Source organism: Nonomuraea sp. CA-143628, from assembly GCF_050942315.1.
In the GTDB taxonomy this organism is placed as follows: domain Bacteria; phylum Actinomycetota; class Actinomycetes; order Streptosporangiales; family Streptosporangiaceae; genus Nonomuraea.
Window position 1 is genome coordinate 1,873,856 of sequence record NZ_CP192072.1, and the last position, 14,835, is coordinate 1,888,690.

At 69.9% G+C, this 14,835-nt stretch carries 17 protein-coding genes; 13 read left to right on the forward strand and 4 right to left on the reverse strand.

What is annotated here, in order from left to right:
- Window positions 1-32: 32 nt before the first annotated feature.
- Window positions 33-1,103: a succinyldiaminopimelate transaminase gene (dapC, locus tag ACQP2T_RS08730; RefSeq protein WP_358179323.1), complete on the forward strand. Its 1,071-nt coding sequence runs from the start codon at window positions 33-35 to the stop codon at window positions 1,101-1,103.
- A gap of 77 nt (window positions 1,104-1,180) precedes the next feature.
- Window positions 1,181-1,846: a DUF4178 domain-containing protein gene (locus tag ACQP2T_RS08735; RefSeq protein WP_433515670.1), complete on the forward strand. Its 666-nt coding sequence runs from the start codon at window positions 1,181-1,183 to the stop codon at window positions 1,844-1,846.
- 10 nt (window positions 1,847-1,856) lie between these two features.
- Here the strand turns inward: ACQP2T_RS08735 and ACQP2T_RS08740 are convergent, their stop codons facing one another.
- On the reverse strand, window positions 1,857-2,678 hold the full coding sequence (locus tag ACQP2T_RS08740; protein ID WP_433515671.1) for a hypothetical protein: 822 nt from the start codon (window positions 2,676-2,678) through the stop codon (window positions 1,857-1,859).
- 37 nt (window positions 2,679-2,715) lie between these two features.
- On the opposite strand from ACQP2T_RS08740, the gene ACQP2T_RS08745 reads away from it, so the two are divergent.
- The 6 genes from ACQP2T_RS08745 (at window position 2,716) to ACQP2T_RS08770 (ending at window position 7,623) form a co-directional block, all read left to right on the forward strand.
- Window positions 2,716-3,549, forward strand: a complete 834-nt coding sequence (locus ACQP2T_RS08745; RefSeq protein ID WP_433515672.1) for a 2,3,4,5-tetrahydropyridine-2,6-dicarboxylate N-succinyltransferase — start codon at window positions 2,716-2,718, stop codon at window positions 3,547-3,549.
- A complete protein-coding gene (gene dapE / locus ACQP2T_RS08750) occupies window positions 3,549-4,604 on the forward strand; it encodes a succinyl-diaminopimelate desuccinylase (protein ID WP_364005085.1) in 1,056 nt (351 codons plus the stop codon). The genes ACQP2T_RS08745 and dapE overlap by 1 nt, the downstream gene beginning before the upstream one ends.
- 227 nt (window positions 4,605-4,831) lie before the next feature.
- The gene (locus ACQP2T_RS08755; protein ID WP_433515673.1) at window positions 4,832-5,629 is read left to right on the forward strand and encodes a TIGR00730 family Rossman fold protein; all 798 of its coding nucleotides are present in this window, start codon (window positions 4,832-4,834) and stop codon (window positions 5,627-5,629) included.
- Between the two features lie 10 nt (window positions 5,630-5,639).
- Complete coding sequence (locus ACQP2T_RS08760) at window positions 5,640-6,224, forward strand: TIGR00730 family Rossman fold protein (protein WP_433515674.1); 585 nt, start codon at window positions 5,640-5,642, stop codon at window positions 6,222-6,224.
- 80 nt (window positions 6,225-6,304) lie between these two features.
- Complete coding sequence (locus ACQP2T_RS08765) at window positions 6,305-7,060, forward strand: hypothetical protein (protein WP_433515675.1); 756 nt, start codon at window positions 6,305-6,307, stop codon at window positions 7,058-7,060.
- Window positions 7,061-7,098: 38 nt separating this feature from the next.
- Entirely contained in the window at window positions 7,099-7,623 is a 525-nt protein-coding gene (locus tag ACQP2T_RS08770) for a DNA-3-methyladenine glycosylase I (RefSeq protein ID WP_433519739.1), read from the forward strand.
- Window positions 7,624-7,626: 3 nt separating this feature from the next.
- Here ACQP2T_RS08770 and ACQP2T_RS08775 read toward each other — a convergent pair whose 3' ends face one another.
- A complete protein-coding gene (locus tag ACQP2T_RS08775) occupies window positions 7,627-8,403 on the reverse strand; it encodes an enoyl-CoA hydratase-related protein (protein WP_433515676.1) in 777 nt (258 codons plus the stop codon).
- The gene (locus ACQP2T_RS08780) at window positions 8,400-9,206 is read right to left on the reverse strand and encodes a PaaX family transcriptional regulator (RefSeq protein WP_433515677.1); all 807 of its coding nucleotides are present in this window, start codon (window positions 9,204-9,206) and stop codon (window positions 8,400-8,402) included. Before ACQP2T_RS08780 ends, ACQP2T_RS08775 begins: the two co-directional genes overlap by 4 nt.
- Before the next feature lie 150 nt (window positions 9,207-9,356).
- Here ACQP2T_RS08780 and ACQP2T_RS08785 point away from each other — a divergent pair, with 150 nt between their 5' ends.
- Together ACQP2T_RS08785 and ACQP2T_RS08790 are read left to right on the forward strand one after the other, a co-directional pair.
- Window positions 9,357-9,524 carry a DUF3117 domain-containing protein gene (locus tag ACQP2T_RS08785; RefSeq protein ID WP_020545024.1) on the forward strand — a complete coding sequence of 56 codons (168 nt, stop codon included), beginning with the start codon at window positions 9,357-9,359 and terminating at the stop codon, window positions 9,522-9,524.
- A 78-nt stretch (window positions 9,525-9,602) separates the two neighbouring features.
- Entirely contained in the window at window positions 9,603-11,009 is a 1,407-nt protein-coding gene (locus tag ACQP2T_RS08790; RefSeq protein WP_433515678.1) for a leucyl aminopeptidase, read from the forward strand.
- 91 nt (window positions 11,010-11,100) lie between these two features.
- On the opposite strand, the gene ACQP2T_RS08795 is transcribed toward ACQP2T_RS08790, so the two are convergent.
- Window positions 11,101-11,739 (reverse strand): O-methyltransferase, encoded by a 639-nt coding sequence (locus ACQP2T_RS08795; RefSeq protein WP_433515679.1) that lies wholly within the window; start codon window positions 11,737-11,739, stop codon window positions 11,101-11,103.
- A gap of 182 nt (window positions 11,740-11,921) precedes the next feature.
- Here ACQP2T_RS08795 and sigE point away from each other — a divergent pair, with 182 nt between their 5' ends.
- The 3 genes from sigE to ACQP2T_RS08810 all read left to right on the forward strand — a co-directional run bounded on the left by sigE (window position 11,922) and on the right by ACQP2T_RS08810 (window position 14,834).
- The gene (sigE, locus tag ACQP2T_RS08800; protein ID WP_372451219.1) at window positions 11,922-12,542 is read left to right on the forward strand and encodes an RNA polymerase sigma factor SigE; all 621 of its coding nucleotides are present in this window, start codon (window positions 11,922-11,924) and stop codon (window positions 12,540-12,542) included.
- A 1-nt stretch (window position 12,543) separates the two neighbouring features.
- Window positions 12,544-13,080 carry an anti-sigma factor family protein gene (locus tag ACQP2T_RS08805; protein WP_357651909.1) on the forward strand — a complete coding sequence of 179 codons (537 nt, stop codon included), beginning with the start codon at window positions 12,544-12,546 and terminating at the stop codon, window positions 13,078-13,080.
- Between the two features lie 194 nt (window positions 13,081-13,274).
- Window positions 13,275-14,834, forward strand: a complete 1,560-nt coding sequence (locus ACQP2T_RS08810) for a trypsin-like peptidase domain-containing protein (RefSeq protein ID WP_433515680.1) — start codon at window positions 13,275-13,277, stop codon at window positions 14,832-14,834.
- The last annotated feature ends 1 nt before the right edge of the window (window position 14,835 follow it).

The following is a 14,835-nucleotide window of genomic DNA, read 5'->3' on the forward strand; positions in this document are numbered from 1 at the left end:
TGGAGACGTGCACGCCTGAAACCTGGAGAACCGTGAACAACCTGCCCGACTTCCCTTGGGACCGGCTGGAGCCGTACAAGGCGCGTGCGCTGGCCCACCCCGACGGCATCGTCGACCTGTCGGTCGGCACGCCCGTCGACCCGGTGCCGCCGCTCGTCCAGAGCGCGCTCGTCGAGGCCGCCAACAGCCCCGGCTACCCGCTCACCCACGGGACGAAGGCGCTGCGCGAGGCCGCCGCCGGCTGGCTGCGCCGCAGGCACGAGGTCACCGTCGAGCCGAGCGACGTGCTGCCGCTGATCGGTTCGAAGGAGTTCGTCGCCTGGCTGCCCAGCTACCTGGGCGCCCGGCGGGTCGTCTTCCCCGAGCTGGCCTATCCCACCTACGACGTGGGTGCCCGGCTGGCCGGAGCGGAGGCGACGGCCTCCGACGGCCTGCTCGCGCTGGGCCCCCAGCACGTGGACCTCGTCTGGGTCAACTCGCCCGGCAATCCCACGGGCCGGGTGCTGCCCGTCGAGCACCTGCGCAAGGTGGTGGCCTGGGCGCGCGAGCGCGGCGTGGTCGTCGCCTCCGACGAGTGCTACATCGAGCTGGGCTGGGAGGAGCGACCCGTCTCCATCCTGCATCCCGACGTCTGCGAGGGCTCCCACGAGGGGCTGCTCGCGGTCCACTCGCTGTCCAAGCGTTCCAACCTGGCCGGATACCGCGCCGGGTTCGTGACCGGCGACCCGGCTCTGGTCAAGCGGCTCCTGGAGATCCGCAAGCACGCGGGGATGCTCATGCCGGCCCCCGTACAGGCCGCTATGACGGCCGCGCTGGGCGACGACGCGCACGCCGAGGAGCAGCGTGAGCGCTACGCGAGGCGGCGTCTCCAGCTGCGGCCGGTGCTGGAGAAGGCGGGCTGGAGCATCGAGCACTCGACCGCCGGGCTGTATTTCTGGGCGACGGACGGGACCAGTTCTTGGGAACAGGTCAGCAAGCTCTCCGAAATCGGTATTTTGGTTGCTCCGGGGGAATTCTACGGATCGGCAGGTGGGCGGCATATCCGCATCGCCATGACCGCCACTGATGAACGCATCAGTGCGGCGGTGCGCCGCCTCCAGTAGGATCCCCGCGAAGCAGGGCACACATAAGTTGATAACGGCGTTTGCTGAGGCAGACCGCGAGTGGAGCGAGCTGATCGATGAGCATGACCTTCGTGGTCGTACTCGGGCTGAGCATCGCCACCGTCCTCCTGCTGCTGGGTGCCTTCCTGGCCACCATGCGCCAGGACAGGAAGGGTCGCGCGACCGCACAACCGGTCGAGATCGCGGCCACCGAGGCCCCACTGCCGGCACCGGTGAGCATGTCCGGGTACACCGGATCCGACTATGTCGATCCCCGCACCATCAAGGTCGGTGACCGGATAGAGGTTCATGGATCGCCCGCGCGAGTGCTCGGCGCCATGTACATCTCATGGCAGGGCACGCAGTGGGTCGAATACCGGTTGCGCGACAGCTCCCGCCGCATCCAGTGGCTGTCGGTGCAGGTGCGGCAGGCCGAAGGCGAGCCGTCGCACCTGGAAGTGCTCATCTGGACCGAGGTGCCCACCGAGGGCATGGTGCCCGCCAAGAGCATGCTGATCATGGAGGGCGTCGAGTTCCATCCGATCGAGCGGGGCACGGCCGCGTTCAGGTCGGAGGGCAACACCGGCAACGCCGAGCGGGGCCTGCTCGACTTCGCCGACTACCGCGCCTCCGACGGGCGGCTGCTCTCCTTCGAGCGGATCCAGGGCGCCAGGTGGACGGCCAGCTACGCCAGGCCGCTGCCGCCCGGCTCGATCAGCATCGTCAGCCGAGCCACTTCCTAGGCGGATCCGTCTAGGAGATGTCCACCTTGCTGTCGGTCGCCTTGCCGCCCGACTGCCAGCCCTCCAGGTTCATGTCGTTGGTCCAGGTGGCGCCGTTGAAACCGACGTGCTTGAGTCCGTACTTCTGCGCGTGGGCCACCGACCAGGCGGCGATCAGCCAGCCGCGCTTGCGCGTCGAGATGGACGGGTCGCCGAGCGCCCGGACGAGCTGGCGCCGCGCCTCGGCGGTCTTGGCCTGGGGAGCGGGCGTGCCCGTCTTGGGCGGTGGATACCAGCAGTGCACGGCCTTGGGGACACGCCCGGTGAACGCCGCCGCCAGGATCCTGGCGTCCTCCTCGTGCTGGGCGTAGGCGTAGCCGCCCGCCGAGCGCTGCACGGCCTGGGCGGCGTCCGCCAGCGGGATCTTCCGGTAGTTCTTGACCTTGACCAGCGCGGCGAAGAACCGGTTGGTCGCGTAGACGGGGTCGAGGAGCTGTTTGCGCTTGCCCCACCCCTGCGACTGGCGCTGCTGGAACACGCCGACGGAGTCGCGGTCGCCGTAGTCGAGGTTGAAGAGCTTCGACTCCTGCAGCGCGGTCGCGTAGGCGATCACCACCGCCCGCTCGGGCAGCTTGCGGCGCTCCGCGACGGCCGCGATGGTGGCCGATATCTGGGCCTGCTCGATGTCGAGATCCCGGTCGCCCACGGGGGTCTTGACGCTGCAGTGGGCTTCCGGAACGGCCAGCGGCTCCGTCTTTTTGAGCAGGTGATAGAGGCCGACGGAGATCCCCACCGCGAGCAGCAGAACGATGACCGCGATGGTGATGACTCCGCGGGAGAAGCGCAGGCGCACCCTGAAAAACCTACCCGGCCAGATAAGCTCCGTGGCCATGAGGCACGTGAGCGGTGTGTCACCGATCGTATCCGCGGTGGACGAGCTGTGGGCGCGTCGCGAGGAGCTGTCACCCCGCGACCTCGACGCGCGCAACGTGGTGGTGAGCGCGATCGACCTGCTGGACAGGGGACAGGCACGGGCCGCTCGGTTGTCCGACGGCGAGGTGGTCGTGGACGAGCGGGCCAAGCGGGCGATCCTGCTCAGTTTCCAGGTGCTCGGCCTGGCCAGGTCGCAGGTGGGCGACTTCCAGCACCACGACCGGCATCCGCTCAAGACCACGCTCGACGGGGTGCGGGTGGTGCCGGGAGCGATCGCGCGCTGGGGCTCCTATCTGGCGCCCGGCGTGGTGCTGATGCCGTCGTTCACGAACATCGGCGCGTACGTCGGCGAAGGCACGATGGTCGACACCTGGGCCACGGTCGGCTCCTGTGCCCAAATCGGGAAAAATGTCCATTTGTCCGGCGGCGTCGGGATCGGCGGTGTGCTGGAGCCGCCCAACGCCGTGCCGGTGATCGTGGAGGACGACGCGCTCATCGGCAGCCGTGCGATGCTGGTCGAAGGCGCCCGGGTGGGACGCGGCGCCGTCATCGGGGCGGGCACGATCCTGTCGGCCTCCATCCCGGTGATCGATGTGCAGACCGGCGAGGAGCTGGCCCGCGGCCGCGTGCCCGACTGGTGCGTCGCCGTCGGCGGCACCCGCCAGAAGGAGTTCCCCGGCGGCACGTTCGGATTGCCCTGCGTGCTGGTGATCAAGCGCCTGGAGCCGGGGCAGCGCCACGACAAGGCAGCGCTCAACGAGGCGCTGCGCGAACACGGAGTGAACACCTGATGCTGGACCTGACGCAGGACGTACGGACGCTGACCGCGGCCATCGTGGACATCGAGTCGGTGAGCGGCGACGAGAAGACGCTGACCGACGCGGTCGAGCGGGCGCTGGCGGCGTTGCCGTACCTCAAGGTCGACAGATCGGGCGAGACGCTCGTCGCGCGCACGGAGCTGGGCCGAGCCGAGCGGGTGCTGATCGCCGGGCACCTCGACACGGTGCCGGTCGCCGGCAACCTGCCCAGCCGGGTCGAAGGCGACCTGCTCTTCGGCTGCGGCACCTCGGACATGAAGGCGGGGGTGGCGGTCGCGCTCAAGCTGGCGGCCACCGTGCCCGCGCCCAACCGCGACGTCACCTACGTCTTCTACGACTGCGAGGAGATCGAGGCCGAGCGCAACGGGCTGACGAGGGTGGCGCGTGAGCACCCCGACTGGCTGGCGGCCGACTTCGCGGTGCTCATGGAGCCCACCGACGGGGTGATCGAGGGCGGCTGCCAGGGCACCCTGCGGGCCGAGATCACCGTGGCCGGCAAGCGCGCGCACAGCGCCAGGTCGTGGCTCGGGGTCAACGCCATTCACGGCATCGAGCCGGTCCTGGCCCGGCTCAACGCCTACGAGGCCCGGCAGCCCGTGGTCGACGGGCTCGCCTACCACGAGGGGCTCAACGCGGTCGGCGTGCGCGGCGGCGTGGCGGGCAACGTGATCCCGGACGAGTGCGTGGTCACGGTCAACTACCGGTTCGCGCCCGACCTGTCGATCGAGCAGGCGCAGGAGCACGTACGCGAGGTGTTCGACGGGTTCGAGGTCCGCTTCACCGACGGCGCCCCGGCGGCGCGGCCCGGCCTCACCCACCCCGTGGCGGCGGCCTTCACCGCCGCCGTCGGTGGCACGCCGCGGGCCAAGCTGGGCTGGACGGATGTCGCGCGATTCTCCACACTGGGGGTGCCGGCCGTGAACTACGGTCCTGGTGACCCGAACCTGGCGCATCAGCAGGGGGAGTATGTGTCGCTTCCGAAGATCGTGGAGAGCGAGCGGGCTCTGCTGAACTGGCTGACAAAGTGAAAGTGGCTTTCCTCGCCGGCCATTTGGCGGGGAAAGCCACTTTCAGTCCCGAGCAGCACCCTCGGCAGTTAGACGCAGGCAGGTCGAAATCTGGTTCCTGCTTCTTACAAGATTTTTTACGCGGGTTCTTAGGGCCATCTACCAGGGCATTTGCCGCAGAGGCCCTCCAACGGGTGACTAGTCCTCGTTGTGCGCGGGGTCGCCCGGCGTTGGGCTAGCGTGACCGCATGGAACAGACACGTCCGGAACGCCGTCAGGGGCAGGCCGTGATCCGCGGCAGTCTCGCGCTTCAGACCACCCATGATCAGCGGCTGCTCGACCGTCAGGGCCCCGCCGACTGGGTGCACATGGACCCGTGGCGAGTGCTGCGGATCCAGGCGGAGTTCGTGGAGGGATTCGGGCAGCTGGCCGAGCTGCCCCCGGCGGTCACCGTCTTCGGCTCCGCCCGCACGCCCGAGGGCTCGGCCGACTACGGCATGGGCCGCGCGCTCGGCCGTGCGCTGGCCCAGGCCGGATACGCGGTCATCACCGGCGGCGGCCCCGGGATCATGGAGGCGGCCAACCGGGGCGCTCTGGACGTGGCGGGCGCCATGTCGGTGGGGCTCGGCATCGAGCTGCCCTTCGAGCAGAAGATGAACGACTACGTGGACCTCGGCATCGAGTTCCGCTACTTCTTCGTCCGCAAGACGATGTTCGTCAAATACTCGTGCGGCTTCATCGCGCTGCCCGGTGGGTTCGGCACGCTCGACGAGCTGTTCGAGGCGCTCACGCTGGTGCAGACGCAGAAGGTGACCTCCTTCCCCGTCGTGCTGATGGGCTCGGAGTTCTGGGGCGGCCTGATGGACTGGATCAAGAGCACACTCCTGGACACCGGCAAGATCGCTGAGCAGGATCTCGGCCTCATCACCATGACCGACGACGTCGAGGAGGCCGTACGCATCATCGTCGACGCCGACCTCAAGCGGTCCGAGCAGCTCCGGGAGGAGCAGAGCGCCGTCGCCGCCCAGCCGGCCGAGCCCCAATAAGCTCAAATGTGTGAATATCTGCGTGTTTTGCGCCTCAAGCCAGAAGATTGACGAGAAATACCTCCAACTCGCCACAGAGGTCGGCGTCGAGCTCGCCCAGCGTGGCCACACGCTGGTGAGCGGCGGCGCCACCGTCTCGTGCATGGGCGCCATCACCGCCGCCACCCGCGCCTCCGGCGGCCGGACCATAGGCGTGATCCCCCAGGTCCTGGTCGACATCGAGGTCGCCGACACGGACTCCGACGAGCTGATCGTCACCACCGGCATGCGCGAGCGCAAGGCCGCCATGGACGAGCGCTCCGACGCCTTCCTCGTCCTGCCCGGCGGCATCGGCACGCTGGAGGAGCTGTTCGAGATCTGGACGGCCCGCGTCCTCGGCATCCACGACCGTCCGCTGGTGATCCTCGACCCATGGGGTCTGTACACGCCGCTGCGGCAGCTCATCGAGAACATGTACGACGCGGGCTTCACCCGGGCCAACGTCTTCGACGCCATCTCCTGGACCAGCACGGTCGAGGAGGCGTTCGCGCACCTGGAGGCCACCGGCAAGCCGGTTCGGCCCAGCGTCGAGGAGCTCGGCGAGGCCACCGGCTGACCCGTCCCGGGGAGTCCCAAGACGTAACAGGCGCGGCAAGTGCGGGACTCGTGCCTCGATCGTATGAGTACGATGCCAATGTGCTGGTCGTACTCGCCATTGCCGCGCTCGCCATTCTGGCCTGCGTGGTCCTGGTCTCCCTCGGAAGGGGCGGGGAGCTGACCGAGTTCCCGCCGGACGTGCCGCCTCTCGACCTGCCCGAGCCCGGGCAGCTCACGGCGGTGGACTTCATGGCGCTGCAGCTGCCGGTCAACCTGGTCGGCTATCACACGCAGAGTGTCGACGAGACCCTGCGCAGGGCGGCGACGGCGATCAGCGCTCGGGACACCAGGATCGCGGTGCTCGAACAGCGGGTCTCCGAGCTGCTGTCGAGCCGGCTGTACGCGCGGCAGGAGGTCTACGCGGCTCCGGGCGCCGGGCTGCGCACCGACCACGAGCCACCGGCCGCGCCCCGGGACCTCTCTCAAGAGGGGGACTCGGCGGCCGAGCCGCACGACCTGGCAGACCAGCACGCCGAGCCGTCCACGGACGAGCCGCAGGACGTGGTGGCGGAGCCGGACGTCGTGGCAGAGCCGGACGCCGTGGTGAAGCCGGAAGACGACGCCACGCCCTCCGATGCGCCGGCTGATCGCACGGCCGCGTTCGACGCCTCGGCCGTGGCAACGGAAGGCGAGCCGGTTCGCGACGGTGAGGCGGTTCGCGACGGTGAGCCGGTCGTGGCCCAGCCGAGCGACGACGGGGAGCCGATCGCGGCCCAGCCGAGTGACAAGGGGCTGGAGCGCGAGGGCGAGCCGGTGCGGGTGGCGCCGGGCGAGGACAGGGACGAGAGCAAGTGACGCAAGCGACCGAAGTGATCCGCTGTACCTGGCCGGGGATGGCGGACCCGATCTACATCACCTACCACGACGAGGAGTGGGGCCGCCCGGTCCGGGGCGACGACGGCGTATTCGAGCGGGTCTCCCTGGAAGCCTTCCAGTCGGGCCTGTCGTGGCTGACGATCCTGCGCAAGCGCGAGAACTTCCGCGCCGCCTTCGACCAGTTCTCCATCCCCAAGGTCGCCGCGTACACCGAGGAGGACGTGACCCGGCTCCTCGGCGACCCCGGCATCGTCCGCAACCGCGCCAAGGTGGAGGCGACCATCGCCAACGCGCGGGTCGCACTGGACCTGCCCGGCGGCCTGTCCGACCTGGTCTGGCAGTACGCCGACGCCGAGTCCCCGGTCCCCAGGTCGATGACCGACGTCCCGGCCATCACCCCGGCCTCCAAGGCCCTGGCCAAGGACCTCAAGAAGCGCGGCTTCAGATTCGTCGGCCCGACCACCGCGTACGCCCTCATGCAGGCCATCGGCCTGGTCAACGACCACATCGAGGGCTGCGTGGCCCGGCAGGAACAGCCCTGACGGTCAGCGGCCGCCGAACGTCGGCAGCTCCTTGGCCAGGAAGGCCCGCGTAGCGTCGAGATGGTCCAGGGTGGCCACGCATTCGTCCTGCAGGTCGGCCTCCACGGCCAGGGTCTCGGGCAGCGAGTGCGTCGCGGCGTAGGCCAGCGCGCGCTTCGTGGCCGCGTACGCCCTGGTAGGCCCCGCCGCCAGCCGTACGGCCAGCTCATGGGCGGTCTTGAGCACGTCTTCGGCGGGCACCACGCGCGTGACCACGCCCAGTTCGAGCGCGCGGGCCGCGCCGAGCGGCTCGCCGAGCAGCAGCAGCTCGGTCGCCCGTCCCAGACCCACCAGGCGGGCCAGGGTCCACGACGCGCCCGAGTCGGGCGCCAGGCCCACCCCGGTGAACGCCATCGCGAACTTGGTCTTGTCCGAGGCCACCCGCAGGTCGCACGCGAAGGCCAGCGAGGCGCCCGCCCCGGCGGCCACGCCGTTGACCGCCGCCACGACCGGCTTGGGCATCGTGGTGATCAGCTCGACGATGGGGTTGTAGTGCGCGCGGACCGTGTCGGCCAGGCCGCGGCCCGCCTCCAGGTTGTCGGCGTGCTCGCGCAGGTCCTGGCCCGCGCAGAAGGCCCGCCCCGAGCCGGTGAGCAGCACCGCGCGGACCTCGGGGTCGGCGGCGGCGCGGCGCAGCGCGTCGAGCAGGGCCGCCTTCACCTCGGCCGTCAGCGAGTTCATCGCCTCGGGCCGGTCGAGGGTGATGGTGGCGACGGCATCGGTCACGTCATAGCGGATCAAGGCAGCTCCCTGTCGACGAACGCGGCGGCCGCGGGCAGCAGGCGGACCGCCTCCTGCTCGAAGTAGGCCCTGGCCTTCTCGCCCGGCCAGGCGGATGGCAGCAGCTCCGGGGGGAGGCCGGGGTCCCGGAACAGGAAGTTGCGCCATCCGTGCACGAGTTTGCTCCTGGTCGCGAACACCTGATCAGCCGGGGCGCCGCCGGGCAGCGCGCCGACCAGAGTGACAGCTTCCGCCAGCCAGTGCTCGTACGCCGCGCCGATGGCGGTCAGATCCCAGGCGCGGGCCACCAGCTCGCGCGGGTCGCCCTCAAGCGCCGCGTCGAACCTGTCGGCGCGCACACCCTCGCCCTCCAGCAGGTTGTCCAGCTCGATCGACGAACGCGGGCCGATCCATGTCGTCTCTGACAGCGCGGCGTATCCCAGGAAGGTCAGGTCGGCGCGGATCCGTTCCCTGCGGGGGCGGTCCTTGACCGGCTCGAAGACGATCAGGTGCCACCGGCCACGCCAGCTCAAAGTTCCGGCTCGGTAAATTCTCAAGGCGGCTTCGTCCAGACGTCTGACGCACTTCGGCGTAAGTCCGTAACCGGCGCCCTGAGGCAGTCTGACGGGCTGCAACCAGCCCTGCCGCACCATGCGGGAAACAGCCGTCCGCACGGCTGGGGCGGCGATTTCGAGGGGCTTCATGAGCCGTACGAGAGCGGCCACGGACGCCTGTCCACCGCGCGAGCGCAGGTGGTCTCCATAGAGGTCGAACAGAGCGGCGCGAGCATGCACGAAGTCCAGTTTGGCCGCCTTCGCCAGCATGGACAACGCATTCTGGGAGGAGATCGTTACCCATGCGCGCTCTCGATGCGGGAGAATAGGACATCACAGATGACGTGAATGCGTCGGCCATCCTCAGGGGCGGCCGGAAACCGCGGGCCGCGGGAGCCCAAGGCAGGAAGGGATGCACGCATGGCGGCGATGAAGCCGCGGACCGGCGATGGTCCGCTGGAGGTCACCAAGGAAGGGCGCGGCATTGTCATGCGGGTCCCCCTGGAGGGTGGCGGCCGGCTCGTCGTGGAGATTTCCGCCGACGAGGCGAAGGCGCTCGGCGAAGCGTTGAAGAACGTCGTCGGCTGAGAGCTCCCGAGACACAGGTCGTTCCACGGCCCTGGCGTGCGTCCGCGCCAGGGCCGCTGACGTTTGAGGGGGATTTCCGTGCCCATTGAGACCACGGCATCGGTGGTGGCCGACGTACCAGCGGACGTCGAGCTGCTCGCCGTGCCCTATGACGCCGATCTCACACCCGCCGTCGAGCTGGATCTGCACCTGCCGACGGCCGCCCTGCTGGCGCACTACGACGCCAAGGGAGAGGCGGGTGAGGTGGTGGAGGTCCCGGTGGCGCGGGCGGACGGGGTCGGCCGGGTGCTCCTGTACGGAATCGGCGACGGCTCGCCGCGCGCGCTGCGCAAGGCCGGCGCCGCGCTCACCCGCAAGGCCAAGGGCAGGGAAGCACTGGTCGTGGTGACGCCGACGGGCGACGTGACGGCCTTCACCGAGGCGGCGCTGCTGGCGGCGTACACCTTCAAGATCGGTGAGCCGGGCAAGCCGTCCGTGCGGGCGCTGAGGTTCGTCGGCGCCGACGAGGACGCGGTGCGGCGCGGCCAGACCGTCGCCCAGGCGGTGGCGCTGGCCCGCGACCTGACCAACACGCCCGCGTCGGTCAAGAACCCGCTCTGGCTGGCCGAGCGCGCGGCCGAGCAGGACGTGCCGGTACGTGTCTGGGACGAGGAGCAACTGCAGGCGGGCGGCTTCGGCGGCATCCTGGCCGTCGGCCGGGGCTCGGCCAACCCGCCCCGCCTCATCCAGCTCTCCTACACACCGCCCGAGCCGAGCGCCCGGCACGTCGTGCTGGTGGGCAAGGGCATCACGTTCGACTCGGGCGGCCTGTCGCTCAAGCCGAACGAGAACATGAAGACCCAGAAGACCGACATGGCGGGCGGCGCCGTGGTGATCGCCGTCATCTCCGCGCTCGCCCGGCTGGGCGCGCCCGTACGGGTGACCGGCCTGATCGCGGCGGCCGAGAACATGCCTTCCGGTACGGCCCAGCGGCCCAGCGACGTCATCAAGCACTACGGCGGCCGCACGGTGGAGGTGCTCAACACCGACGCGGAGGGGCGGCTGGTGCTGGCCGACGCGCTCGCCTACGCCGACGCCGAGCTCGACCCGGACGCGGTGGTGGACATCGCCACGCTCACCGGGGCGATCACCGTCGCGCTCGGCCGCGGCTACGGTGCCGTCTACGCCACCGACGACGACCTCGCCCAGCGGCTGGTCGAGGCGGGGCAGGCCAGTGACGACCGGCTGTGGCGGATGCCGCTGATCGACGACTACGCGCCGGCGCTGGAGTCCTCGATCGCGGACCTGGCCAATGTCGAGAGCGGTTCCACCTATGGGGCCGGGTCGATCACGGCGGCGTTGTTCCTGAGGGAGTTCGCGGGCAAGCGGCCGTGGGCGCACCTGGACATCGCGGGCGTCGGACGCAGCACCGTGAACGAGGGCGTGCTCACCAAGGGCGCGACCGGGTTCGGGGTGCGCGTGTTGCTGGAGTGGCTGACGCGCTAGGAGTACGCGCGCTGCTGGTGTGGCTGAGGCGCCAGGTGCACGCGCCGCGGGTTCGGCTGAGGCGCCAACAGTAGGCGCCGCAGATTTGGCGCTATGAGGCGATCTTGACGGCGGCGAGCAGGCCGTCGCCCAGGGGCATCAACAGCGAGCGCAGCCGGTCGTCGGACTGCACCAGCTTGCCCAGTTCGCGCAGCGCGACCGTGTCGGGGTCGCGCTGCGCCGGGTCGGCCACGCGGTTGTGCCACAGGACGTTGTCGAAGGCGACGATGCCGCCCACGCGCAGCAGCCTGACGGCCTCGGACAGGTAGTCGGCGTACTCCTGCTTGGCCCCGTCGGCGAAGACCATGTCATAACCGCCGTCGGAGAGGCGGGGCAGCACGTCGAGGGCCCGGCCGGTGATCAGCCGCACCCGGCCGCCGGAGAACCCGGCCTCCGCGAACGCCTGCCTGGCCAGCCGCTGATGCTCCGGCTCCACGTCGACGCTGGTCAGCGTGCCGTCGGGGCGCATGCCGCGCAGCATCCACAGACCGGAGACGCCGCAGCCCGTGCCGATCTCGACGACCGACTTGGCGTTGACGGCCGTGGCGAGGAAGCAGAGCGCCGCCCCGCCCCCGGGAAGGATGGGCGTGGCACCCATTTCCAGGCCGCGCAGGCGCGCCGCGTGCAGGATCTCATCCTCATGATGGAACTGCTCCGCATAGGCCAGAGTGGCCTCTACCGGACTGGTCATCGGCCTCCTCCCCCCACTTTCGTGCGATTGGTCACCGATCGCAGCCTAGGGGAGACACGCCGGGACGGGAACTCAAGACGACCGTGAGGCGTTGCAGGTTTAAACGGGCTTTGCCGGTCCGGAAGGCAGGCAGTACGCACGAAGGGACGAAACCAGGCACTATGGCGGTAGCGGTGGTCCCAATGAGAGGAGTTCTGGTGGACGAAAGTGACCACCAGGCCGATACTCCCGTGTCTGACTGGACGCCTCCCACCTGGGAGGAAGTGGTGCGGACTCATTCCGCACGTGTATACCGGCTGGCGTATCGCCTGACCGGCAATGTCCACGATGCCGAAGATCTCACCCAAGAGGTCTTCGTGCGGGTCTTCAGGTCCCTGTCGAGTTACACCCCCGGAACGTTCGAGGGCTGGCTGCACCGGATCACGACGAACCTGTTCCTCGACATGGCGCGGCGCAAGCAGCGCATCCGGTTCGAAGGACTCGCCGACGACGCGGCCGAACGGCTGCGCGGGCGCGAGCCGTCACCGGCGCAGGCGTTCGACGACGCCCACCTTGAGCCGGACATCCAGGCCGCGCTCGACGCGCTCGCACCGGAGTTCCGGGCCGCGATCGTGCTGTGTGACATCGAGGGTCTGTCGTACGAGGAGATCGCGGCCACGCTCGGCGTCAAGCTGGGTACGGTCCGAAGCCGTATTCACCGTGGCCGGGCGCAGTTGCGGGAGGCGCTCGATCACCGGGCCCCCCGTAATTCCCAACTCCCCCCGCCATCATTCCCGTCGGGGACCCGTGGGGAGGAAGTCTGATATGTCGCATCTTGGAGAACGCGTTTCCGCGCTCGTGGACGGTGAGTTGAATCACACCGAACGCGACCGCGCTCTAGCCCATCTGACCTTCTGTGGCGACTGCAGGCGGGAGGTCGAGTCGATGCGGGCGCTGAAGTCGCGCCTGCGCTCGCTCGACGGCCCGGTGATGCCGGCCGATCTCACCATGTCGTTGCTGCGGATGTCCGAGCCCGGTGGCCCGTTGCCCCCCAGGGAGCGGCCTTTCCCTACCCGGACGTTCGGCGGAGTGCCCATCCCTGGGCCGCACAGCATCGCTCCGCTGGACAACCGCCCGCGCAGGGACGCGACTGGTGGCGGTTCGGGCCCTGGCCGCGGGGGTAGGCGGCGCGGCGCGTACGTGGCGGTCGGCGTGGTCTCCGCGGCCGTCGCGCTCGGCACCTTCTTCGCCGTCTCGGGGGTCGGCCAGAGCGCCCAGGCGCCGCCGGTCGAGCTGTTCGAGCAGGCGCGGCACACGCCCACTTCGTCGCCGACCACTACTCTGCCCACCGCCACGCCCTGATCTCCCGCCCGCTCTCAGGAATGCCTGGGATACTCGAGTGGCGTAGTCGACGGCGTCAGGGGCATACGATTTGAGTTCGGGAATCTGTCAGGTGTCCACATATGTTGGCTCATTGCCTGACAATTGCTTTACGACTCTCGTATGCCGTTCACGCCAGGATTGCGGTGTCCGAGGCAAGGAGTGGTGAGATCTAGATGACCGACGAGAAGCGCCCACCAGAAGGACGCATGCCGTCGGACTTCCCTGAGCCACAGGGGCGGCCGGAGTTCCTGCCGGCCGACGACCAGGCCGAACAGTCTGGATGGCGGTCCGAGACGGCCTCCTTCGAGAGCGGCCGGTGGGGTGACCCGTCAGGCCGCCCCGGAGACACCGCGTCCTATGGCAGCCCCTCCTACCCGCCTCCGGCCTCGTACGGGGCTCCGGCCTCGGGCCAGGGACCGGCTGAGGAGCCACCGCCGCCCAACAGCACCCGCACCTACGAGAGCCCGTTCTTCGGCAACTCGGCGGGCCCGCCGCCGTTCGGTGGCGGCGACAAGCGCCCGCCCCCGCCGCCCAACGCGCTCGGCATGGGCGCGGGCTGGGCGCCACCGCCCGGCGGCCTGACGTCGGCACCTGCTCCCAGGCGCGGTCCCGGCACGGGCGTCCTGATCGTCCTGGCGGTCGTCATCGCCCTGGTCGCCTCGGGGCTGGGCAGCGTCGGCACCTACCTGCTCACCAGGTCGGGCGGCAGCGGCACCGACCCTTCCTTCAGCCTCGGCCCCATCCCGAGCGGCGCCACGAACCGGGCCCCCGACTCCGTCGCCGGAGTGGCCGCCCGCGCCCGGGCCAGCGTGGTCTCGCTGGAGGTCAACGCCAGCAGCGCCGAAGGCGTGTCGGGCTCCGGCTTCCTGATCAAGAACGGTTACGTGGTCACCAACAACCACGTGGTCGCCCCGGCCGCCAAGGGCGGCGACATCCAGATCATGTTCAACAACCGCAAGACCACGAAGGGCCGCATCGTCGGCCGTGACCCGGGCTCCGACCTGGCCGTGGTCAAGCCGGAGGAGACGTTCGGCACGCCCGAGATCACCCTCGGCAACTCCGAGGACGTGGTCGTGGGCGACCCGGTCATCGCGATCGGCTCCCCGCTCGGCCTCACCGGCACGGTGACGACCGGCATCGTCAGCTCCCTGAACCGCCCGGTCATCGCGGGCGACGAGAGCGGCACCAGCACCGAGGAGCCGGCCTACATCAGCGCGATCCAGACCGACGCCGCCATCAACCCCGGTAACTCGGGCGGCCCGCTGGTCAACGGCAAGGGCGAGGTCGTGGGCGTCAACTCCGCGATCGCCACGCTGAGCCGCTCCATGAGCAGCCAGGGCGGCAGCATCGGCCTCGGCTTCGCCATCCCGGTCAACCAGGCACGCCGCGTCGCCGAGGAGATCATCACGACCGGCAAGGCCAAGCGCCCCAAGATCGGCATCGTCCTCGACAAGGACTACAAGGGTCAGGGCGTACGCATCGCCTCGGGCCCGACGGAGGGGCGGCAGCCGGTCGACGCGGGCGGCCCGGCCGCAAAGGCGGGCCTCAAGGCGGGCGACGTCATCATGGAGATCGACGGGCTGATGCTGCAGGACGGCAACGAACTGATCGCCCTGATCCGCAGCAAGTCTCCGGGCTCCAAGATCACCATCAAGTACCAACGCGCCGGCCAAGACCGCACCGCCACGCTGACCGTTACCGCGGATGACACCCCGGCTCCGACGCCGTCCTGAC